The organism is Mucilaginibacter ximonensis, from assembly GCF_042686265.1.
Classification (GTDB): Bacteria; Bacteroidota; Bacteroidia; order Sphingobacteriales; family Sphingobacteriaceae; genus Mucilaginibacter; species Mucilaginibacter ximonensis.
Map to the genome: position 1 here is coordinate 1,265,887 of NZ_JBHUPD010000001.1, position 20,671 is coordinate 1,286,557.

The following is a 20,671-nucleotide window of genomic DNA, read 5'->3' on the forward strand; positions in this document are numbered from 1 at the left end:
ACGATGAAAAACAAACTTTTGAAAGCCACCTTTTTGGTGGGCTTAGCCACGCTTTTTCCTTTATTTTCCCAGGCCCAGGATACCGGCGTATCGGGCGGTCTGTATAGCTTACAGTCTGTCCTGGAAAATCTCTATACCCAAATGATGCCTCTATGCAGCGGGGTGATGGGTGTAGCGCAAGGAATAGCCGGATTTGCCACCCTTTGGTACATCGGTGCCAGGGTTTGGAAACATCTCGCGGCTGCCGAACCTATCGACTTTTACCCACTATTGCGCCCGTTTGCATTAGGCTTTTGTATCATGATCTTTCCGTCGGTATTGGCTTTAATGAACGGTGTCTTACAACCAACCGTTACCGCTACGCAAGCGATGGTGACCAATTCCAATGCAGCCATTGCCAATATGCTAGCCGATAAACCCGTAACAGACACCGAGCAGCCTTCACCAGGTACGCAAAATGCCGACCCGGATAAATGGTACCAGTATAGCCACCCCGATAATGCCACTGCTACCGGCACGAATACCAACCCGATCTCCGATGCTTTTTCCGGCTGGAGCATCAAGGATATGGCCAAAAAATGGATCGCCGAACTGCTCAATATCCTGTTTGAAGCGGCGGCATTATGCTTAGACACCATCCGCACCTTTAAACTCATTGTGCTATCTATACTCGGTCCGCTGTGTTTTGGCCTGTCGGTCTTTGACGGTTTCCAGCATACGCTCAAGCAATGGATCGCCCGCTATGTGAACGTCTTTATGTGGCTGCCCGTCGCCAATATCTTCGGTGCCATTATCGCCAAGATCCAAGAGAACATGATCGCATTACAACAATCGGGTAACCTCGGCGGCAACAGCTTTGGCAATGACAATACGATTTACCTAATCTTTCTGCTCATCGGCATCGTAGGCTATTTTACCGTACCGAGTATCGCCAATTACATCATGAATGTTGGCGGCCACGCCCTGTTTAATAAAACCAGCGCACTGGCAACAATGGCGGTGACCGCCACGACCAATGCCTTTATGCAAAGCTTTAGCAAAAGCAGCACGACCAATTCACCCACATCGCAGAACAACAACTATATCGAAAACAAGCTATCCGGCAACAACGGCCAGGACAGCAAAACCAAAAAATGACCATGTTCAAGAAAATGAAAAATATCGATACGGCCTTCCGGGATTATAGGCGCTATACGCTCATTACCATTTGCGGCAGCCTATTGGCGGTTGGCTTTATGGCTTATGAATGCAAAAGCCTGATTGCTTCCCTGCAAAACAAGATTTATGTACTGTACAATAACTCGGTCTTATCGGCAGTGGCTTCCGACCGCAGGGATAACCTGCTGGTCGAAGCCAAAGGCCATGTCCGCAATTTTCATGAGCTGTTCTTTACACTCGACCCCGATGATAAAGTGATCCAGGCCAATGTCACCAAAGCCCTGTATCTGGCCGACGCTTCCGCCAAAAAGGAATATGATGACCTGACCGAAACGGGTTATTACGCCGGGATTATCTCCGGTAATATCAGCCAGCGCATCCAGGTAGACAGCATCCAAACCGACCTGCGCAGCGAGCCTTACATCTTTCGCTGTTATGCCACGCTGACCATTACCCGGTCTACCAGTACCGTTACCCGCAGCCTGGTGACGCAGGGTGACCTGCGCCCAGTATCGCGTAGCGATAATAATCTCGGCGGCTTTTTGATCCAGCATTGGGCGATCCTGGAAAACAAAGATTTAAAAGTTGTGAACCATTAATATGCAAAACCATGAAAACGATTATCTCTCTTTCCCCTCAACAGCAGCGCCAACGGAAATTCCTGCTTGGCCTACCCGTATTGATTATTCCATTTCTAACCCTACTATTCTGGTCGCTCGGCGGCGGTAAAGGCAACCAGGCTCAAGCGGAAACGCCCAAAGGCTTTAACAGCCAACTACCGCAGGCGGTCCTGCCAGGCAAAAATGACCTGAACAAATTAAGCTATTACGCCCAGGCTAAGGTTGATTCTCAAAAGCGGCAACAGGCGCTGCAAAGCGATCCTTATGCGAAACGGGCAGCGGATTCCGCAGGGAAATCGGCTGCATTAGGCGGGCCTAATCATTTTGCCGGTAATAAGCTCAACGGCTTTTCCGGCGACCCCGGTGCCGGTGAAGCCAAAATCTACCAGCAGTTGGCAGCTTTACAAACCGCGATGAACAAGCCTGCCAGCGCACCTGTACAAACTACTACCGCCGTCAAACCGGTCACCATTTCAAAACAAACGGAAGATCCCGAACTCAAACAAATGAATGGCCTACTCGAAAAAGTGCTGGACATACAGCATCCTGAACGAATGGCCGCAAAACAACCAACTAATACCTCGCCTGACAGACAATTCGCCGCCATCCCTGCCGTAGTAGAAGGCAATCAAAAGGTCGTTACGGGCACGGTAGTCAAATTAAAATTGCTGGATAGTGCAGTGATCAATGGCCAAACCATTCCCAAAGGCACTCTGCTTTACGGTGCGGGAAACCTGTACAACCAGCGCCTGACCATTATCATCAAAAACATCGGCTTAGGCAATACCATCTTGCCCGTAGACCTGACCGTTTTTGATAAAAACGATGCCTTAGAAGGGATTAGTGTACCTGAGGCCGTGACAGGCGATGGCCTGAAAGAGGGCGCAGACCAGGGCGTGCAAAGTATGGAACTCATGAGCTTGGACGGCTCGCTTTCCGCGCAGGCGGCTACCGCCGGGCTAAATACCGCCAAAGGCTTATTTTCCAAAAAGATCAAGCGCGTCAAAGGCAAGATCAAAGACGGGCATTTGGTGCTGCTGCGGGATAACAAAAAGAAATAGTGATGGAAATCGAAACGCTCAATATCGCGGAATTACGGCAATTTGTGCAGGAAGCCAGGGAATACGGCTGGAACTGGGTGGCGATGGATACCACGCCGGTGGACAGCCATAGGAACACCGTGCTTTACAGCTTTGAATCCGCTAACGAGGCAGAAGCCTTTTGCGAGGAAGGCAATATGCGGTTCGATTTTATGGCGCAAGACTGGATGCCGGGCTATTTCCAATTTATGCCGACCCACAATTTATGGGCAGCCATTCAAAATAAAGAACTCGCCGTATCAAATGACGCGGTGGAGGCCTTAGCTGCACAATTGCAACGCGAAGGCTTACAATTACACCCGGCTTACGATATGGGACGGCTGCAACCCTGGCTGAAACAAGAACTGATTTTCCAGGTGCAATGGAACAAAATGATTTATCCGGGAGAAGAAGCTGAGCGTTTTCATGTTGTTGCGCACCAATACCCCGGCCACCAGGAGTACGAATTGGGGCACGTTAAGGGCATCGTTGGCTCTTTCGACACGTTGGGAGAAGCGGCTACGCTGTTCAAAACCCTGACCCGGCAGTCCATCGATAACCCGGATAATAATGATTACCTGCTGATCGCAGAATATAAAGATCATCACCTCAAACTGAATATGGAAGGCTGGCCGGAGGAGCATTGCGGCCTGACGCTTCAAACTGCCTATTATGAGTATGACGCTGACATACAAGAAAAGGCTTGGCGGGTGCAGGAAATCAACACACTGGATGAGCCAAAAAATATCCGTCACTTTTTGTATGCCCGCTTTCATTTGAACGAAAACCAATTAAAGCTGTATGACGACCGGCTGCAAGTGACCAGCACCGAAGAATTAAAGATAACCGCCTATCCCTCACATTTTATCAGTGAAAAATTAACCATTAAAAACGTAATGACCATGAACATGAAAAATTTTGAATATCTGAAAGATCAGCTCAAGTACACCGGCTTCGGCGACATCGCTGAAAAGGAGTTAAAAACCAAGTTGGAGGGCGATGAACCCAAATTTACGCTCACCCATGAACGCGAATTTGATGACCGTAAAGTCGTCGCTCAATTGGAGTTTAACCGCTCTAAAGAAAGCGATATGTATTTTTTTAACGGATACAAGGTAACGACCACGCCTGAAAATCAGAAAGAGGCCATGACCCAACATTTTTATGTGAATCATAAAGGACAGAATATCACCCTGAAAGAAGCCTATAATTTGATGAATGGCAGAGCGGTGTTTAAACAGGAATGGTCCAATCGCGAAAACCAGCTCTATCCGGCCTGGCTGAAGCTGGACTTTACTAATCCTGATGATAAAGGCAGCTTTAAGCTGAAGCCTTACAATGAGAATTACGGCTACAACCTGGAAAAATCCCTCGAAAAACACCAGGAAATCAAAATCGTGGGTGAAGCTGCTGCGCAACAATTGGCAAAAGACTTGCAAAAAGGCAACCGGGTGCCGATCACCATCAGTAAAGACGGTGCTTCCGCTAAAATTTTTGTTGAAGCCAGCCCGACCACACACGGCCTGAATGTCTATGACGAAAATATGAAGCTGATCCATCCAAAGCAAAACAATGGCGAACGCCAGGGACAAGCCGAAAAACAAGGACAAAAAGTTGCGGATGACGTTAAGCCGACCAATAAAAGAAGACAGGCGCAGCATCATTAACAAACCCTAATCATGGAAGAACAAGATCTTTTAGCGGACTTCTTTGCGGCGATTGAGAATGATGCACGGATCAGCATCACGCATATTGGCATTTATTCGGCGGTATTGCGCTACTGGCAGCTGGCAGGCAGGGCTAACCCATTTCCGGCTTATAGTTACCAGATCATCAAAATTGCAAAGATTTCCGCTAAGACTTACCATAAGATCATCCGGGATTTGAGCGCTTATGGCTATTTGCGATACGAGCCATCATTTAAGCGTAACCAAGCCAGCCGGGTGTTTTTATTGATTTAATTATAAAATGTGAAAGAGATGAGTGTAGAGATAGTAACCAAAGATGATTTGCAGATCTTTAAAAACGACCTGCTTAATGATATTAAGACAATGCTCGGTAATGCAGCCGAGCAACCAAAAGAGTGGCTGAAGGCGCTGGAAGTGCGCAAACTGCTCAAAATATCCGCAGGCACCTTGCTAACGCTACGCGCCACCGGGAAGCTGGCATATTCCAAAATCGGCGGCACGTATTACTATCGTTATGCCGACATACAAAAAATGCTGGCCGCCAGCACTTCCTGGTAATGGAAACGGGTATTGTATTTCATGAGCTTTTCCGGTTGCTCGCGGCGGATAAACGGATCACCGTCTGGCATTTCGCCATTTATATGAGCCTGTTCCGTAAATGGGCATTGAACGGGCTGCAAAACCCGGTTAGCGTATCGCGTAGCGAGATCATGAGCCAAACGCATATCGGCAGCATTGTTACTTACCATAAATGTATCCGGCAACTGCGGGACTTTGGCTATCTAATCTATGAGCCGTCCTATAATCCGTTTATCGGGAGTTATGTGAGTTTACTGGTGCCGGGGCAATAAAAAAAACCATGTGTGATCACATGGTTTTTTATCTCATTGATTATCCTTAACACAGTTCCCACTGCCGTCCATTCAGCTTTACAGTAATTCGGATAGGCAGGTCCAAAGCTTTGGAAACTTTAGCGATGGTCGCAATAGTCGCATTGCCATATCCTTTTTCCAGTTGGCTAATCCGCGCTTTTTTTACGCCAATCAATGCTGCCAATTCCTCCTGGGAGAGATTTTTCTTTTTACGGGCTGCGACAATCAGTTCCTGTAAAACCTCCATACTTAAATCCGATTCAAACCGTTCGCGTTTTTCAGTGCCTGATTCTCCTGCGGCCTTGTTAATAAACTGTTCTATGTTTTTTCCTTTTCTACGTTCCATTTTAGTATTTTTTTTTATATAGTAAATTAACGTCCACTTTTTGCCTCTAAATCAATTTATCGCGTACAACGCTATTGATTACTATTCAATTGTTCTTCTATTACTGCTCTTAGTTCTTCTTTATCCGGTAGATAAAGCTGATACTTGCTTACAAATAATTGAGAAGAAATATTGTGCATAGCATACTTGATTAGCAAATCGTCTTTTTGTTTTGCCAGGATAATCCCAATTGGCGGGGCGTCGCCTTCTGTATTTTCTTCGTGTTCAAAATAGCCTAAATACATATTCATTTGCCCAATATCCTCATAACCTGCCCTTTCTTTTTTTAGATCGATCAATACAAAGCATTTCAGTATCCGGTGATAAAAAACCAAATCAACATAATGATGTGTGTTGTCTAAGGTGATGCGATATTGCCGCCCTACAAAAGCAAATCCTTTTCCGAGTTCTAAAAGGAAATGTTGCAAATGTTCAATAATTCGTTTTTCAAGTTCGGATTCTGAGTAATGATTTGGCTCAGGTATTTTCAGGAAGTCAAGAATGTAGGGATCACGTATTATGTCCAAAGGGTGCGTAACCGTCTGGCCTTGTTTTGCAAGGTGCAAAATTTGCTCTTTATCTTTGACTGTGGCAAGGCGAAGGAATAATGACGAACTTATCTGGCGTTTTAATTCCCTTACACTCCAACGCTCACGAATGCTTTGTTTTTCATAAAATGATCTTTCCAGTTCGTCGTCCAACTTTAATAATTCGACATAATGCGACCATCCCAATTGGTCAGACACCGTCTGGCTTTTTGAGTAGCAGACGTAAAGCTGCCTCATTAATTTCAAGTTGCTCAAACTGAAACCTTTCCCATGAAGTAGTGATAGGTCTTTTGACAAAACTGATAATAATTGAGCGCCGTACTTTGCCCGTTCTGCACCACCTTGTTCAAATTCGATGATGTGCTGGCCAATCTGCCAGTAAGATTTCAGTAAAGTGGCGTTTACTGCCTGGATTGCTTTAAGCCGTCCGTCAGTGTAAACCGTTGTGATATTGCCTATTAATTGTTGATAGTCTTTAGATGTTTTGATGATATTTTCTTTCATAATTTTAATCGTTAAAAGTAAAGTGATGTCTTTTTTGATATCACAGATTGTGATGTCAAACTTGATATTCCGATTTGGAATATCAAGTTTGGTACATTAAGAAGCTACCAATACATAATTGTACTGAGGCAATGCTGGTCGCGGTTTAGCAGGCTCCAGGACAGCTTCTGCACATTCCAATTCAGGTTCAGCTTTTATAGCCAATTTCTCCCGTAGTGGTGCCATATCTGCGCTGATCTTGGTATGCAGGATTTTCGCATAGTGCAAAGTCTGTTTAAGGGTCGTATGCCCCAGCATTTTAGAGACGGTTTCAATCGGTACGCCGTTGCTCAAAGTAATGGTAGTCGCAAATGTGTAACGCGCTAAGTGAAAGGTTAACAACTTATCAATACCGCATAAGTCCGCGATCTCCTTTAGATAGGCGTTCATCTTTTGGTTAGATAAGGTTGGTAACACCTTAACTTCATTCAGGCATTTAGGATGCTTGGCGTATTTGTCCAATATTTGTTTGGCAACTGGTAAGAGCGGAATGGCACATTGGGTTTCTGTTTTTTGACGATAGGTGCTAATCCATAATTCGTTGTCAACGCCGGTGATGATCTCTTTGCGTGTCAATTTTTTAACATCCGCATAAGCAAGCCCGGTATAGCAACTGAAAACGAATATATCTCGCACGATACTTAACCGTTCATTCTGAAAATCCTTTTTGATGATCTTATCCAGTTCCCATTGGGTCAATGGATGGCGGATCACTTCCCTGCGGGTCAACTCAAAATCAGGGAAAGGGTCAGCAGGTAACCATTTGTTTTTAACGCAAATCAATACGATCTTTTTAAAATTGGCGATGTACTTCATCGTCGTATTGTGGTTGCATCCTTTAACCGTCTTCAACCAAAAAGAGAACCGCTCCATAAAATAATAATCCAGCTTGCGGATGTCCATATCTTCCGCCCGGTATTGCCATCGGATAAACGCTGTTGCGTGGTCGTAGGTGGTCGTAAAACAGGTGAGCGTGCCATCGGCATAGTCCTTGCCGATCAGTTCTTCCATGTCGGTATTGTGCTGTGCAAACACCTGTAAGATCAGCTTCCGGTCGCCGGTTCTGCCAGTAACCACATCCCGGATCAGTTCAGCAGTAATGAACTCCTCATCATCAACCAGCTTTTTCCTCGCTTTAAAGATTTTGTTTTCCAGGGTACCCAGGAAGGAATTAATGGCTTTCGCATCTTCTTTGTTGCCGGTGGCCTGGCCCTTGTCCTGATCCCAGCGGTCTTCATACCACTGCATTTTGGTAGACCATTCAACGGAGTGTCCGTTTACCGTAATCCGTAAATAAATGTACTTTTTCGCCCCTTCGGTTTTTGATTGCTTTAAAAAGAAAAGCAATGCAAAGCTTTTTTCTAACATAACGACACAATTTAAAAGTGAATAAATGTCGAAATGCAGTTTCAGGAAATCAAGATGTTCACCTCGTGTACAACTTGGTAATCAACGACTTAGGTAGTTTGGCGTGGCAATTATTTTCAAATAGTGAATTGCCACGATTTTGCCACGAAATTCGTGGCAATTTTGTCCATTTTTGTGCAGTTGATAGAAAAAACAAAGCCTGTAAACTATTGATTTACAGGCTTTTGTTTGTTTTTGATGACCTTAATGGCGGTGAGGGAGGGATTCGAACCTATCCTCATATATCATTGTAAATTAGTGTTTTAGACTAAGGCAAACCAATTGAACTACACGAATAACTCACTTTTACTATTTCGGGCACTTCAAATCGTCTGAACAAATATAAGATTTTCTATTCATTAAACCCAATAAAATCAACCATTTAGTCAACGAACAAACTTCTTAAATAGGTTCCTGGAATGGCTTTGGGCGGGCGTTACGGGCTGGCTCGGATGTCAAATAATAAGTTAAACAATAGCTATTATAATGGGTTGTTTTAATACCTGGCCTGTTGTTGATCATTCATAAATATAACCGTTATGATAAGGAAATTAAAATCCGGGCAATACCGCATCTATTCGAGAAAGGTCGACCCAGAAACCCATAAACGTAAGAACCTGGGTACATTCGATTCTATGGAAGCTGCAAAAAAACACGAAAAGGAAATCCAGTATTTCAAACATCATTAATCAAAAGCGCCCCGTGTTTGAGAAAACGCGGGGCGAAAACGGCTCCCCGGTGGGGAGCCGAATTATTTTAAAGTTCTATTACCATTCCCTCCTGACAGTCGTCAGCTTCTGCCTCCGCATCTTGCAGATTAGCAAAGACTTTATTTTCGCCATTTTCATTGGTAACAATGATGGCATATTCTGCGCCACCATGTGTTTCTATCATGATATAACTCATGATTGTAATTGTATTAGTTTTTGGTAAACATCGTCCCAATAAGCCTGTAGCTTGGCATCTAAGGCTTGATATTCGAGGTTTAAATGTTTCATGTGCCTGTAATCATCTGCCTGCATGATAGCCAATTGCAGGTCGTCTATTTCAAGGTCAAAACCATTTATGTCTGTAATCTTCATAACGTTCGTTATTAAGCCACTTTGAGTGGTTGTGTCCTGAAATCTGCGAGGTTCAAAAAGAAACCCCGGTTAAATAATATGCCCTCTCTGAATAATTGCCATAGTAATGATGCGCCACAATTAGCGAGTGCCGAGTTAATAAACAAGTCTTGTTTAGTCAAGGCTTCGGCTAAAGAACAGCTTGGGATGTTGTCTGCTTGTTCAGAGGAATAAAGCAGTTCTTTAAACTCATCGGTAACTAAGGGTAAGTTATCGATAGGCTTATATATTTCTGACGAGGGTTGTTTGATTTTCTCTAAGGTTGATAAAATAACCTGTCCGCTTGTTCGGCTGTTGCCAAAATCCATCCAATATTGCACATGATTGCGACCACCGTAGTTTTTAGACAGATATTTTAATACTTCGGCGATATTAAAACGTGCCTGAACCGTGTCGACACAGGAAATAGTTATTACCGCACTGGCGACATCTTTATCCTTTAGCTGTTCTTTTTCATAGCGCACAGTTTCTGCTTTCCAATTTGTTCCAAAAAAACGGTTGACACGGTTTATCAGCGCAACAGATTTATATAAGCCTATTTCGGCGGTTGTGAATAGTTGCCTGCCGAGGTTGGCATCATCTATCTTATCATCGTCAAACACTCTCACGGACAGCCCTGCATGACCCAAAGCCGTCAGCGCATGGTTCATTCGTGCAAGGGCGGTCAATACCTGCCCTCCTGTCCCACCCGCACCGATCAAGTTAATACTTACTGGGTTATAAGGCTGTAACAGTTCCTTTTGTACGATATGCACAGCAGGTTTTATGGTTTTATTCTTCCTGGCTTTCATTCGATAATATTTTTAAGGTTGTAACCAATTTTAATTAATTCATCCTGCGGGAAATCCGCATCTGTACCTGCGTGCGAACGCCATAGTTCGGTAGTATTGCTCTTTGTACTGTTATTACCACTAATGGAATGGCTGAAATAACTATTAAAGAAATACCGCTCCCATAGGTGCATAAAATCCTCTAAACATTCGGTTTTACCGATGGCGATATTTACCGTTCCCATACACACCTGCCCCGAATGATAAATGTTCAGGTACGGGGCATGGCAAAGCGGTGTTTTGTCCGTTGGTTTGTTTTTGCCTTTGAACGCATAGACACTTAATCGTTCTGCATTCGCTTTCCAAACCATCGCAGGTATTTTGAACTTACCTGATGGTATTTTTAAGCTATCTACAAAAAATAAACGCACTTCCTGCGGTGGCGTGTACCAAACGGCATAGCCGTTTGATTGCTGATTGACATAAAGAATATTGGCAGGTAATAAACTACGGCTTTTGAGATACCCGCCTTTTAATTCCTGTGCTGTCTGTAGCATTTCGCTCAAAGTCGCCATTTCTTTAACGGATAAGGGATGTGCGTTAATCGGCTGACCCGTTTGTCCAATGTCATAACTCTCGACATAAATGTGCGTTTGCTTATCGCTGTGCTGATAGGTGGTACGTTGCTCTGCCTTATCATGCCTGTATAACAACAGGGCTTTAAAGGGCTGAAATTCGCTATTAAATTGTTCTGTTATGTTCTTCATGGTCATAATCATCTAATAAATCCCTCAACCGCTCTATTAAACCGAACAGCCGTGTTTCAAAATCAAAGTCTGTGGTCAAATGAATGGGCATCTTATCAAAAAGCTGTACGGCGGTAGGTTCATCCATGACAGCGATTTCCTGAAAACTGCAATTAATCATATCATCCAGTTCATCCGCAAAACAATCCCTGTTACTCCAATGAAAACCTGTGTACTGGTAGCAACTGATGCGCTCGTCTTCGTCAGGATAAACCAAATCCGTATGAATGCAATCGGGTAAGGACCGTTTGGGGTATTGTCGGTAAAGCTGTAAAAACTCCACGCCCAACAGTTCCCATTCCAGTTCCCAATTATCCCGATGCTGATAACCCGTTACCACTTCCTCCATGCGGTTAAGGTAATCGGGGGTTTGTATCAACCGTAAGATATGATTACCTGCCTGCCTTAATTCATACATCGTATCTTCACGTTCCTCCCGCCATTCCTTTTCTTCGGCATCGTCTTGTCCCTCATCCTCGGCTTCGCTTAACCATTGCTCCAACGTATCATATTCGCCATTCATAAAACTGCCGTTCTCGGCATAAAAGGGAATTTCCACAATTTGGTACAGGTAAGCAAAAATCACCGTAATTAATTCGGCTATTCGCTGCTGCTCGGCACATTTTGACCAACGCCAATAAGAGCGCACGGGTATGTAGTACAAACCGTTCAAATTGAACGTTTTAACCACGCCAATGACCGCCCGCTTGTTTTCGGCTTCCAAAATCATACAATGGCTATGTTCATCCAGCCCAGTGATTTTATCAGCGATTTCTTTCCATGACTGATAAATATTTTGCGGAAAAGCCATCCCTGTTACTGCCGGATACGGCAATTGATAATAATTACATAAGTTGGTAAGGGAGTTAAAATACTCCCTTACCATGCGTTCCCTGTTACCCTCAACACCCCAAACCGATTGAAAATAATGGCTTAGAAAACCATTTCCGTTAGCCCTATGGGTGCGCTTTTTGGCGGGTTGCGCCTTATTTCGTTCGCATCGGGCAGACGGTCTAATTGCACCGCCAGTTCCCTGAACAATTGTTGTAGTTTCCATTGATTACTATTTGGATTTAGTTTGACAATCCTGTTCACTGTTCGTGTTTTCATACTCACCCCTTTGTTCCCATTGTGCTTTCAAAACGGTACTGCATTTCGTCGTCCTTAATTTCAGGGCCAAAGACTTTTGCATTGGTCAGGACGGGATAAGTGCCTGCAAAAAAGTTCTGTACATCAGCTACCGTAAATCCCTCGTTCGGGTCGGTCAATTTGAGTTCCTGCCCATTCTCCTTGTGCAGAAACACCCTTTTCAATATATTCACTTTCATGGTCGTAGAGTTAATCGTTAAACTGTTGGGCTAATTTGTCGTACAGGTCTTTCCCCGCTTGTATCTCCTGCCGTTTGGCTTCAATCAATTCGGCTTTATCGGGATATTCCGCAGGATCGGGTAGTTGTGCTAATGCCTCGGCATACTTCATTTGCTTAGCCAGTTCCTTTACCCTGTCCATTGCTTCCTCGTAAAGCCGTTTTTTTTCGGCTTTGGCTTGCTTATCGTCCTCCTGTGGCGTAAACAAATTGTTGTCGTCCTCTTTATCGTCCTCCTCGTCAGGTTCAGCCGTTGTTGCCTTTGCGGTCTTGTCCTTGTCAGGCTTGGCGTTCTTTTTCGCTTTCTCGACTTCCTTTTGGTAAGTTTCGAGATTGGTTATTAAGCCTGCGGTTTGTTTTACAGGCTGTGCCAGTTGTTCAAAAAAGCCCTCGTCCAGTTCCTGCGCTGTCGCTTTAAACAGCATCGGTGGCAGGTTAGTCCCTGCGGTAGCTTTGACGCTTTCTCTTTTTAATATAACTGAAACAGTTTGCACCCCTGTTTCGTCTTGATGGATATTAAGCAGGAAATTGCCGTTAAAGCCTAAGCCTGCGATTTGTTCAAAAAAGTTCGTTTTCATAATTCTTAAAATTTAAAATGATGATTAAAGCCTGCGAGGGCAAGCAACAGCAAGCCCCCTAACAGACATAGGTTACCGATGAATAATATCAGCGTTTCCATGAACCGTATAACCACACCATAGCCGTATGAGGGAAATTGTTGTAAACCCGCCACTCCCCTGCGCTGAAACTTGCGTTTGCCAATCAGATAGCGGACAAAAAGCCCGATGCCTAACAAAAGTGAACCGTAAATAATGGTATGGTCTTGCGCTTTCATGGTCAGGTAAATAAAAGTTCAACGGCGGGTTTAAACTTCGGGTCGGTGTTTTTGCTTAACGCCACGTACTGTGTTAAGCCATGAATAGTAAATATGGCTGTATAACCATCAAATAACTGGTCGGCAAAAACGTTGGTACTTTTGTACAATTGTTTGGGATATTTTGCCATCACTTTTTGTACCTGTTCTGCGAGTTCAAACCAAAAATCAGGGTTAATCATTTGGTCGTTCCATTCTGATTTGATACGTTCTTTATCATTCAATACCGTTTCGGTCAGTTCATTGAGATAACCTAAAAACTCAGGTATTTCTTGTATCAATAAGCTATGCAAAAGCCTTGCTTTCTGCACGTTGTTCAACATTTTTAATGGTTGCATAACATTCGTTTTGTGTTCAAAATTCTGTTACTTGGATGATTTCAAACGAAGTACAGCCGTTTAGAAACGGCTATACTCGTTTAGGGAACTATCCCTGTCTTTTTAAAGTGCTTTTTGCACCGTCATTATAAGGTTCTCCGCCATTTCGATGCGCAGATGCGCCTAACAGCGTAATCTCATTAGTATGAAAATTCAGGCTTGCCATAGGCTCACCATCTTTGCTGACCCAAGGTCTTGCGCTGATGTGTCCGTAAACCTGAACCAATAAACCTTTAGTTAGGTATTGGGCTAATTTGTCGGTGCGCCAATACGAGCAATCCACATAAGTGGTTTCTTCTTTTTGCTCGCCGCCTGATTTGTACCTGCGGTTAATAGCTACTCTAAAATTTGTTACTTTTCTGTCGCTTGCGACATTTCTCACAGTAGCGTCTGCCACTATTCTTCCAGTCAATTCCATTTTCTTTTATTTTTAAATTTTACTTCTATTATTTTTTTACTCTTTCAGGTTTTTTGGCATCCTGCCTGCCTTACCATTTTGTTTTTTCTCTTTTTCTGACCTCCTTTCGCTTTTTTTTGTGCTTCCCTCTATCTGGCGGCTGATGGATACCCAACTCAAAAGCGCAGTCACTGAGGCAAGGCCGCGTAGCGCTCGTATAGCCTTGCTTCAGTAGCGAGCATTTTGTCCCTTTGTGCAGTCAGTCCGCCCAGATAGAGGGAAGCTCCCGGACCTGACTGGTTGTAGTAGGCGGAGAAAAAAGTGAGCCTGCGCCCGCGAAACGATTTGCCTTGGAGGAACGGAGAGGCAATAAGTGGGAGCTTTTGGCGCACCTGGAAGGTCCGGAGGAGTCACTTTTTCTTCGCCGCGTCTTTCAGAAGCGCAAAGCGTCCGCGAATTCATTGAGTATGAATTTTAGCGTTAATATGGTCTTACCGGCTTTTGCAGCTCGGCGAAAATGCCGTACAGGAGTCCCAATGGCGCGTGACAACCTGGTTGTTTCGAAACCGCCATGATTAGCGTTATTTAGCTTGCTCTTTGAGGAAATTGTTTTAAACGGGTAGAGCCGTTTATAAACGTATAATTGGCTACAAATGCCCCAACCGATCGTGAGATTTGACCCAACAAATTTTAACGATATGAATAATTTAAGTAACAGCGTGCGGTTGACCGGGAGGTTGGGCGCGGCACCGGAATTAAGAGAATTAGAAAATGAGAAGAAGGTGGCTAAGATCAGTTTGGCGACGCATTATTACCGGAAGAATGGTAAGGGCGAAACGGTGGAAGAAACGCATTGGCATCAACTGGTGCTGTGGAATAAGCATGCGGATCTGGCGGAGAAGTATTTGAATAAGGGCAGCCAGATCGCTGTAGAAGGCAGGTTGGCGAACCGTTTTTATACGGATAAGGATGGTGCGAAGCATTATGTGACGGAGGTGGTGGTCAGTGAGGTGATGTTATTGGACAAGGCGTCATGACGGTGAGTGTTTTGAGCGCGGCATTGGCGGGGATCGATGCTGCGCTGATTACGGTGGAAACGCGGATCTGTCCGGGGCTGGGCTATAATATTGTGGGGCTGGCTGGTGAGGCGGTGCGGGAGAGTTTGTACCGGGTGGAGAGCGCGGTGAGTACGGTGGATTTACAGATGCCGCGGCAAAAGATGCTGGTGAGCCTGGCGCCTGCGGGTTTGAGAAAAGACGGCGCTTTTTTTGATCTGCCTATTGCGCTGGGTATCCTGGCGGCTTCGGGGCAATTAGACCCGGAAAGGTTGTCGGGGTATTTGTTTACGGGCGAGTTATCTTTAAATGGGAAACTGCGACCAGTTAGGGGTGCTTTGTCGATGGCGATTGAAGCGCAAAAAATGGGTTGTAAGGGAATGATCGTGCCAGGTTCGAATGCGCAGGAAGCGGCAGTTGTAAAAAATCTGAAGGTATATGGTTTTGATGAACTGGCAGGTGTCCTGGCTTTTTTGAATGGCGGCACAGTTGAACCTACGGAAGTCAAAGAATTGATCAGTCCGCAGCCGGCTTTATATGCGGCGGATATGGCGGATGTGAAAGGACAGGCGGAGGTGAAACGGGTTTTGGAAATTATGGCGGCGGGCGGGCATAATGGTTTGTTGTCGGGGCCGCCGGGTAGTGGTAAGAGTATGCTGGCGGCGCGGTTGCCGGGTATATTGCCGCCTTTAACGTTGGCTGAGGCTTTGGAAACTACACAGGTACATTCGGTTGCAGGGCTATTGGATCAGACCGGTTTGTTATTGCAGCGGCCTTTCCGGGCGCCGCATCATACGGCGAGTGATATCGCGATGGTGGGTGGCGGTTCGGTGCCGATGCCCGGGGAGATTTCTTTGGCGCATCATGGGGTATTGTTTTTGGACGAACTGCCGGAGTTTAAACGGCGGGTTTTGGAAGTGTTGCGACAGCCTCTGGAGGAACGGAAGATATTGATCTCGCGGGCAAACTTTTCGGCCAGTTTCCCCGCGAATTTTGTTTTACTGGCAGCGATGAATCCTTGTCCTTGCGGGTACTTTGGGCACCCTTCTCGGAAATGCACTTGTACCTTTGCGGCCATTCACCGTTATAGGCACCGGATCTCGGGGCCATTGCTTGATCGTATCGACTTGCAGGTAAATGTATTGCCGGCCGACCTGTCGGATGGCCAGGTTTTAGAGTCCAGCGCGGTGATCCGGGCACGGGTAGTTGCCGCCAGGCAACGCCAGCAGCAGCGGTTAAGCTCGGTGGCTTGTAATGCACTATTGAATACAGCGATGGTCAAAGAGTTTTGTAAGCTGGATGCGCAGAGTAATGCTTTATTGCAGGCGGCGATGGTGCAGCATAAGCTGAGCGCCCGGTCTTATGAACGAATTTTAAAGGTCGCGCGGACGATCGCTGACCTGGCGGGCAGCGCTGCTATCTTATTACCCCATTTGGCGGAAGCGATCGGCTTACGTCAGTTAGCCGGATAGGCCGGGCCGCTCAGGCGTACCATGGTGTCATCCTGCACGATCAGCACCCGGGTTTCGTCATCCAGTAGTAAATAGCCCATATCATATACAAAATAGTAACACTCGCCGTCGCTGTCATTAATCCTTTCGGCGGTAGCGAATTTGAAATTGAATCCACGGCCGCCCAGGTCGCGTACACGCATTTTACAGGTGTCCTTGTCGCCCAGGCATTCCTTGAGGATCTTCCAGTTTTTGATCAGGATGTTGTTGATCGTTGGAATATATTCCGGCAGTTTATTTTGATTGTTGGCTTCGCTTTTGCAAGCATCGCTGCAATATTTTTTGTCGCTGCGGCCCTGACCGACCGGGCCACCGCAATAGTTGCACACTTTGGCGGCTGTTGTTGAGGTTTCTGGCATATCCTTAAACGTTTAGAAACGGCTATATACGGGTAAAACAACGTTTTAACGTTTTGGTTCGCAGAATTTTGCGTTATGAAAAACTTAGGCAAAAATCTGCTGGACTCGGAGAGTTTTGGCGGGAAGGGCCGGCATTTTTTTGTCGACCTGGTGAAGGCGAAGAATAATGAGCCGTATTTACAGATCACGCGGGCGGATTACAAGGATGAGCAATTTTATGAGCGTTCGTCGGTGATCCTGTTCGAGGAAGATTTTGATTTTTTTGTGGAGGCGCTGTCGATGGTGCTGACGCGTTATACGCACGGTGAAGGGAGGCCTGCCTGATGGAAAATATCAAGCATTTGTTGCCGGTGGACCGGCCGCGGGAAAAACTGCAGCTGCAGGGGCCGCAGGCTTTGAGTGATGCCGAGCTGCTGGCCATTGTTTTTGGCTCGGGTAATCGCGGTTTGCCTGTGTCGCAGGTCTGTGATGAGTTGTTAGATGCCATTCAATTGAAAGATATTCCCGACGCGGAAGTGAAAACGCTCTGCCAAACCAAAGGCATCGGCCCGGCTAAGGCGCTGGTGTTATTGGCTATCGCGGAGATCGGTCGCCGGTTGTATGTCCCGCCTCCACTACGTTTACCTGACCACGAAGCGATAGTACAGCACGTAAGGCCCATTTTGGAAGCCAGCGACGGATTATGTTATTTGATGGTCTTGATGACCGCAGACCGGGAATTACTGGCAATCTGCGAGCTGGGTAGCGTACTGCCTGACCTGCAAAGAACCTTACAATTAGCTGCCGAGTCCGGCGCGAAACGTGTCCAGTTGGCGCGTAATGGCTGGCTACAATTTAGCCGGTTGGAATGCGAATTTCAGCGAAATTTAGAATTGGCTTGCGGGGCATTGACCATCATTGCTTACGAAATGATGGCGGTAAATGCCCAGCAGTTTAAAATTCAATAGACTTTAGTAATAATCATTTCAGAGTGGTCGTTTTAATTAATTATGATTCACGACATTAGCCATTTGATAGGAAAGTACGCGAAACTTCACCCCCTCGGGGAAGACTATCGTTGCCGTTGCCCGTTTCACACGACGGAACAACTTCAAATGGTGGTAAGCCCGCAACTTGATTATTTCGAATGCTTTCAATGCGGCAAAAAAGGTAATGCCGGCGAATTTGCCATTTTGTTGAGAAAACAGCGGTTTCCAAAGCCGCGCCATGGCAGGCTCATTGTTTCAGAAAACGAAATCACCGGTTGTGTCTATGTCCTGGTATTGGATGATAACCGGTACTACATCGGATTCACACAAAAGTTGGATGATCGCTTGCGTTGTCATTTTTCCGGAAGACCTACCGCCTGGACAAGAGAGTTCCGCCCTGTTAAAGTTGAACAGATTTATAACAACGTGCCGATCGGCTTTGAAAACGAGCTCACCGAAACATATATTCACAAATACGGTTGGCAGAACGTTCGTGGCGGAGATTACACCTATTTATTAGCCATCAAGGCAATTAAACGCGGGCGTCCAAAAAAAACAACTAACTGAATAGCTATCAGCTGATATTGCCGGCAACTACTTTATTCTTTCCATAGCATTGGCGGTATTGCTCCGCTAAACTTCTTTTAAATTCTAAATAATTGCCGTTTTCAGGTTTGATGACCTGCCATTCGGCTACCTTCAACGGTGGGTGTTCGCGGGTGAACGCGATGGTCTGGCCGTTGAAATGATCGCCGAGGGCTTTGCCTAAGCGTTTGCCGCTGCCGATGTAATAATAGCCGTCGGAAAGTTCCAGTACGTAGACCAGCCAGTGGTGGGTGGCGCCGAATAGGTATGGGCAGTCGGGGATGTACTGGCGGATTTTGTTGGTATTGAGGTCGTAGATATGACTGATCTTTTCGGCGATGCGTTCGTTTTCTATGTCGAGGTACTCACCGCCGCGGACGTTCTGCCAGCCGTATTGTTCCATGTAGTGGAGGGTGAGCCAGTTTTCGTAGAGGCAGGCTTCGCGTAAATCTTCGACCTGGATCGTTTTTGTTTTGAGCAGTGCCTGGGGCGGGTAAAGCCGGGTCCACTTTCCCCCCTGCCCGATTTGGTGATCAGAGAAGCGTACTTCGGGGCGGCTGCTTTGGCCGACGTAGTATTTTCCGTCCCGGAGTTCCAGTAGGTATAATTGCAGGCTGATCATTATTTAAATAACGTAAATTTTTTTCCATTGTTTCTACTGGTGTTTCACCAAAACTGACATGAACTGGTTTATTTCATTATTGGTGAAATTATATCCGGAATAGGGAATAATTTGAAGATATATACCAAATGGGGTATATTTTAGAAAGCTTGAAATTTGTTATTTTGGACTATGGAAAAAGCGGTTTTAGCGGAATTGAAGGCGATACGTGCTGCGCTGGCAACTTTGGCTGGGACAAGTGATTTGCCGGAGGGCGAGCAGTTGAATTTGGTGGCGTTGGAGAAGGCGGCGAAGGAGTTTAAGAAGTTGAGCACGCTGCGGAAGGCTTGGGTGGAGGAGTATCAGTTGAGCAGTGTTTTTAAGGACGTGCGGCATGGGACGGGTAAGTTTTTGCGGGAGGAACTGGGGTTTACGGCTTATTTTACGCATGGGCGGGGGCATTTTTATAATAGAAAGGCTTTGCTGGCGCTGGCCAGGGAGTTGAAGGAGCGAAAGGTGAATTTGGCGCGGTATATGGAGTATAAGACGGACCGGGCGAAGTTTGAGGCGAAGGTGAAAAAGGCTAAACTGGCGGTGTATGTGTTGGCGGATGATATGCGGAATATTGAGACTTCGGTTACCCCTGCCCCATCCAAGATTTTGGTGACGGATGAGATCAAACGGTTAGAGGGCGAGTTTGACGAGTTTAGGGAATATGTGGACGCGTATGAGGGATTCGCTATGATGAAGTCGGATTATTTCTTTTCGAAGTTCCGGGATGCGGCGTTCCGGGCGCGGTGTAAGAAGTGGATCGAAAGTTATAATTACGCCCATGAGGCGCTGCGCTTACTGAAAGACCGCGCGGGGGTCAAAGCCTAGTTTTTGGACTAAATCATTATAGGCGATGACCCGTTCGGGTAGTTTGCTGCGTTTTTCATCAGGCAGATTGGGCATCCAATAGGCTAAAGTGGTTTGGTTGTATTCGATGACCTTCCAGTAATGGCTGGGTATACTGAAAGTGCCCCAGGTGCCGCACCAGATTTTTACGGTGTCGTTGGTTAGCGTGAGTTTGCGGGTGAGTTCTTCGGTGGCGATCTCGGTGCCGATGTTCTGGCCCTGGTATTCCATGGCGGCGTTGAAGGTATAAGTATTGGAGAGGATCGCGCCGTCGGCGTCGTAGGCTAAAAGTATCCAAGCCTGGCAGTGGCCCTTGGCGATCATGTCGGCGGATTGTTGATTGGCGGCTTTATAGACCTTGGTTTCGTCCGGCTGGCCGTAAGCCGGGTGCCAGGCGGCGTAGATGCCGGTGCGCGGTACATTTGCCGCTTCCTGTTGTTCGCGGTGCGCTTTGGTGTAGATGTAATAAGTGACCACCGGCGCGTGCTTCACCGTATCCGCAATGGACTTATAATAAGGATTGACCCAAAGTTTGCAAGCCGGGCAAAAATCCGACTTTTGCGTGGGATATTTCTGATACAAGGCCTTGACATAGGCGGCGTTAATTTGCGCGGTACCCAGTAAAGGAAACAAAAAGAAAAACAAGGCCAGGCGTTTCATGTTCAAATATAAATAATCGCAGCG

At 46.0% G+C, this 20,671-nt stretch carries 30 protein-coding genes; 14 read left to right on the top strand and 16 right to left on the bottom strand.

Features of this window, described 5'->3' with window-relative positions:
- The first annotated feature begins 3 nt into the window (after window positions 1-3).
- The 7 genes from traJ to ACFS5N_RS05665 are packed head-to-tail and all read left to right on the top strand — an operon-like array spanning window position 4 to window position 5,396.
- Entirely contained in the window at window positions 4-1,137 is a 1,134-nt protein-coding gene (traJ, locus tag ACFS5N_RS05635) for a conjugative transposon protein TraJ (protein ID WP_377183111.1), read from the top strand.
- A 2-nt stretch (window positions 1,138-1,139) separates the two neighbouring features.
- Window positions 1,140-1,757 (top strand): conjugative transposon protein TraK, encoded by a 618-nt coding sequence (traK, locus tag ACFS5N_RS05640; protein WP_377183113.1) that lies wholly within the window; start codon window positions 1,140-1,142, stop codon window positions 1,755-1,757.
- Between the two features lie 11 nt (window positions 1,758-1,768).
- Window positions 1,769-2,839 (top strand): conjugative transposon protein TraM, encoded by a 1,071-nt coding sequence (gene traM / locus ACFS5N_RS05645; RefSeq protein ID WP_377183115.1) that lies wholly within the window; start codon window positions 1,769-1,771, stop codon window positions 2,837-2,839.
- A 2-nt stretch (window positions 2,840-2,841) separates the two neighbouring features.
- The gene (locus tag ACFS5N_RS05650; protein WP_377183117.1) at window positions 2,842-4,524 is read left to right on the top strand and encodes a hypothetical protein; all 1,683 of its coding nucleotides are present in this window, start codon (window positions 2,842-2,844) and stop codon (window positions 4,522-4,524) included.
- A gap of 12 nt (window positions 4,525-4,536) precedes the next feature.
- Window positions 4,537-4,818: a hypothetical protein gene (locus tag ACFS5N_RS05655; RefSeq protein ID WP_377183119.1), complete on the top strand. Its 282-nt coding sequence runs from the start codon at window positions 4,537-4,539 to the stop codon at window positions 4,816-4,818.
- An 18-nt stretch (window positions 4,819-4,836) separates the two neighbouring features.
- Window positions 4,837-5,103 carry a helix-turn-helix domain-containing protein gene (locus ACFS5N_RS05660; RefSeq protein ID WP_377183121.1) on the top strand — a complete coding sequence of 89 codons (267 nt, stop codon included), beginning with the start codon at window positions 4,837-4,839 and terminating at the stop codon, window positions 5,101-5,103.
- A complete protein-coding gene (locus ACFS5N_RS05665; protein WP_377183123.1) occupies window positions 5,103-5,396 on the top strand; it encodes a hypothetical protein in 294 nt (97 codons plus the stop codon). The genes ACFS5N_RS05660 and ACFS5N_RS05665 overlap by 1 nt, the downstream gene beginning before the upstream one ends.
- A 46-nt stretch (window positions 5,397-5,442) precedes the next feature.
- Here ACFS5N_RS05665 and ACFS5N_RS05670 read toward each other — a convergent pair whose 3' ends face one another.
- The 3 genes from ACFS5N_RS05670 to ACFS5N_RS05680 all read right to left on the bottom strand — a co-directional run bounded on the left by ACFS5N_RS05670 (window position 5,443) and on the right by ACFS5N_RS05680 (window position 8,261).
- On the bottom strand, window positions 5,443-5,763 hold the full coding sequence (locus tag ACFS5N_RS05670) for a helix-turn-helix domain-containing protein (RefSeq protein ID WP_377183125.1): 321 nt from the start codon (window positions 5,761-5,763) through the stop codon (window positions 5,443-5,445).
- Between the two features lie 71 nt (window positions 5,764-5,834).
- Entirely contained in the window at window positions 5,835-6,854 is a 1,020-nt protein-coding gene (locus ACFS5N_RS05675; RefSeq protein WP_377183127.1) for a PDDEXK nuclease domain-containing protein, read from the bottom strand.
- A gap of 96 nt (window positions 6,855-6,950) precedes the next feature.
- Window positions 6,951-8,261, bottom strand: a complete 1,311-nt coding sequence (locus tag ACFS5N_RS05680) for a site-specific integrase (RefSeq protein WP_377183129.1) — start codon at window positions 8,259-8,261, stop codon at window positions 6,951-6,953.
- A 578-nt stretch (window positions 8,262-8,839) separates the two neighbouring features.
- Here ACFS5N_RS05680 and ACFS5N_RS05685 point away from each other — a divergent pair.
- Window positions 8,840-8,989 carry a hypothetical protein gene (locus tag ACFS5N_RS05685; protein WP_377183131.1) on the top strand — a complete coding sequence of 50 codons (150 nt, stop codon included), beginning with the start codon at window positions 8,840-8,842 and terminating at the stop codon, window positions 8,987-8,989.
- Between the two features lie 67 nt (window positions 8,990-9,056).
- Here the strand turns inward: ACFS5N_RS05685 and ACFS5N_RS05690 are convergent, their stop codons facing one another.
- The 10 genes from ACFS5N_RS05690 to ACFS5N_RS05735 all read right to left on the bottom strand — a co-directional run bounded on the left by ACFS5N_RS05690 (window position 9,057) and on the right by ACFS5N_RS05735 (window position 14,032).
- Complete coding sequence (locus ACFS5N_RS05690; RefSeq protein ID WP_377183133.1) at window positions 9,057-9,206, bottom strand: hypothetical protein; 150 nt, start codon at window positions 9,204-9,206, stop codon at window positions 9,057-9,059.
- Window positions 9,203-9,382: a hypothetical protein gene (locus ACFS5N_RS05695; protein ID WP_377183135.1), complete on the bottom strand. Its 180-nt coding sequence runs from the start codon at window positions 9,380-9,382 to the stop codon at window positions 9,203-9,205. The genes ACFS5N_RS05690 and ACFS5N_RS05695 overlap by 4 nt, the downstream gene beginning before the upstream one ends.
- A gap of 11 nt (window positions 9,383-9,393) precedes the next feature.
- Window positions 9,394-10,212 (bottom strand): PRTRC system ThiF family protein, encoded by an 819-nt coding sequence (locus ACFS5N_RS05700; protein WP_377183137.1) that lies wholly within the window; start codon window positions 10,210-10,212, stop codon window positions 9,394-9,396.
- Window positions 10,209-10,958, bottom strand: coding sequence for a PRTRC system protein B (locus ACFS5N_RS05705; protein WP_377183139.1), 750 nt, complete (start codon window positions 10,956-10,958; stop codon window positions 10,209-10,211). Before ACFS5N_RS05705 ends, ACFS5N_RS05700 begins: the two co-directional genes overlap by 4 nt.
- Complete coding sequence (locus ACFS5N_RS05710; protein ID WP_377183141.1) at window positions 10,933-12,054, bottom strand: hypothetical protein; 1,122 nt, start codon at window positions 12,052-12,054, stop codon at window positions 10,933-10,935. The genes ACFS5N_RS05705 and ACFS5N_RS05710 overlap by 26 nt, the downstream gene beginning before the upstream one ends.
- Before the next feature lie 55 nt (window positions 12,055-12,109).
- Entirely contained in the window at window positions 12,110-12,325 is a 216-nt protein-coding gene (locus tag ACFS5N_RS05715) for a PRTRC system protein C (RefSeq protein WP_377183143.1), read from the bottom strand.
- Window positions 12,326-12,335: 10 nt separating this feature from the next.
- Window positions 12,336-12,941: a PRTRC system protein E gene (locus ACFS5N_RS05720; RefSeq protein WP_377183145.1), complete on the bottom strand. Its 606-nt coding sequence runs from the start codon at window positions 12,939-12,941 to the stop codon at window positions 12,336-12,338.
- A gap of 5 nt (window positions 12,942-12,946) precedes the next feature.
- Entirely contained in the window at window positions 12,947-13,198 is a 252-nt protein-coding gene (locus ACFS5N_RS05725) for a hypothetical protein (protein WP_377183147.1), read from the bottom strand.
- A gap of 2 nt (window positions 13,199-13,200) precedes the next feature.
- Window positions 13,201-13,575 carry a hypothetical protein gene (locus tag ACFS5N_RS05730; protein WP_377183149.1) on the bottom strand — a complete coding sequence of 125 codons (375 nt, stop codon included), beginning with the start codon at window positions 13,573-13,575 and terminating at the stop codon, window positions 13,201-13,203.
- An 88-nt stretch (window positions 13,576-13,663) separates the two neighbouring features.
- A complete protein-coding gene (locus ACFS5N_RS05735; protein WP_377183151.1) occupies window positions 13,664-14,032 on the bottom strand; it encodes a single-stranded DNA-binding protein in 369 nt (122 codons plus the stop codon).
- 677 nt (window positions 14,033-14,709) lie between these two features.
- Here ACFS5N_RS05735 and ACFS5N_RS05740 point away from each other — a divergent pair.
- Entirely contained in the window at window positions 14,710-15,048 is a 339-nt protein-coding gene (locus ACFS5N_RS05740; RefSeq protein WP_377183153.1) for a single-stranded DNA-binding protein, read from the top strand.
- Complete coding sequence (locus ACFS5N_RS05745) at window positions 15,045-16,538, top strand: YifB family Mg chelatase-like AAA ATPase (protein ID WP_377183155.1); 1,494 nt, start codon at window positions 15,045-15,047, stop codon at window positions 16,536-16,538. Before ACFS5N_RS05740 ends, ACFS5N_RS05745 begins: the two co-directional genes overlap by 4 nt.
- Here the strand turns inward: ACFS5N_RS05745 and ACFS5N_RS05750 are convergent.
- Window positions 16,523-16,936, bottom strand: a complete 414-nt coding sequence (locus ACFS5N_RS05750; protein ID WP_377183157.1) for a hypothetical protein — start codon at window positions 16,934-16,936, stop codon at window positions 16,523-16,525. The two genes, ACFS5N_RS05745 and ACFS5N_RS05750, sit on opposite strands and share 16 nt — an antisense overlap.
- A 75-nt stretch (window positions 16,937-17,011) precedes the next feature.
- On the opposite strand from ACFS5N_RS05750, the gene ACFS5N_RS05755 reads away from it, so the two are divergent.
- Genes ACFS5N_RS05755 through ACFS5N_RS05765 form a run of 3 tightly spaced genes read left to right on the top strand, consistent with a single transcriptional unit; the run spans window position 17,012 to window position 18,471 of the window.
- Window positions 17,012-17,260: a DUF3276 family protein gene (locus ACFS5N_RS05755; RefSeq protein ID WP_377183159.1), complete on the top strand. Its 249-nt coding sequence runs from the start codon at window positions 17,012-17,014 to the stop codon at window positions 17,258-17,260.
- A gap of 20 nt (window positions 17,261-17,280) precedes the next feature.
- Entirely contained in the window at window positions 17,281-17,883 is a 603-nt protein-coding gene (locus tag ACFS5N_RS05760; RefSeq protein WP_377183161.1) for a UPF0758 domain-containing protein, read from the top strand.
- Window positions 17,884-17,925: 42 nt separating this feature from the next.
- Window positions 17,926-18,471: a CHC2 zinc finger domain-containing protein gene (locus ACFS5N_RS05765; protein ID WP_377183163.1), complete on the top strand. Its 546-nt coding sequence runs from the start codon at window positions 17,926-17,928 to the stop codon at window positions 18,469-18,471.
- Between the two features lie 7 nt (window positions 18,472-18,478).
- Here ACFS5N_RS05765 and ACFS5N_RS05770 read toward each other — a convergent pair whose 3' ends face one another.
- A complete protein-coding gene (locus tag ACFS5N_RS05770) occupies window positions 18,479-19,111 on the bottom strand; it encodes a GIY-YIG nuclease family protein (protein WP_377183165.1) in 633 nt (210 codons plus the stop codon).
- 171 nt (window positions 19,112-19,282) lie between these two features.
- Between ACFS5N_RS05770 and ACFS5N_RS05775 the strand changes: the two genes are divergently transcribed.
- Window positions 19,283-19,969 (top strand): hypothetical protein, encoded by a 687-nt coding sequence (locus ACFS5N_RS05775; protein WP_377183167.1) that lies wholly within the window; start codon window positions 19,283-19,285, stop codon window positions 19,967-19,969.
- Here ACFS5N_RS05775 and ACFS5N_RS05780 read toward each other — a convergent pair.
- Entirely contained in the window at window positions 19,937-20,647 is a 711-nt protein-coding gene (locus ACFS5N_RS05780) for a DNA/RNA non-specific endonuclease (protein ID WP_377183169.1), read from the bottom strand. The two genes, ACFS5N_RS05775 and ACFS5N_RS05780, sit on opposite strands and share 33 nt — an antisense overlap.
- Window positions 20,648-20,671: the final 24 nt, after the last annotated feature.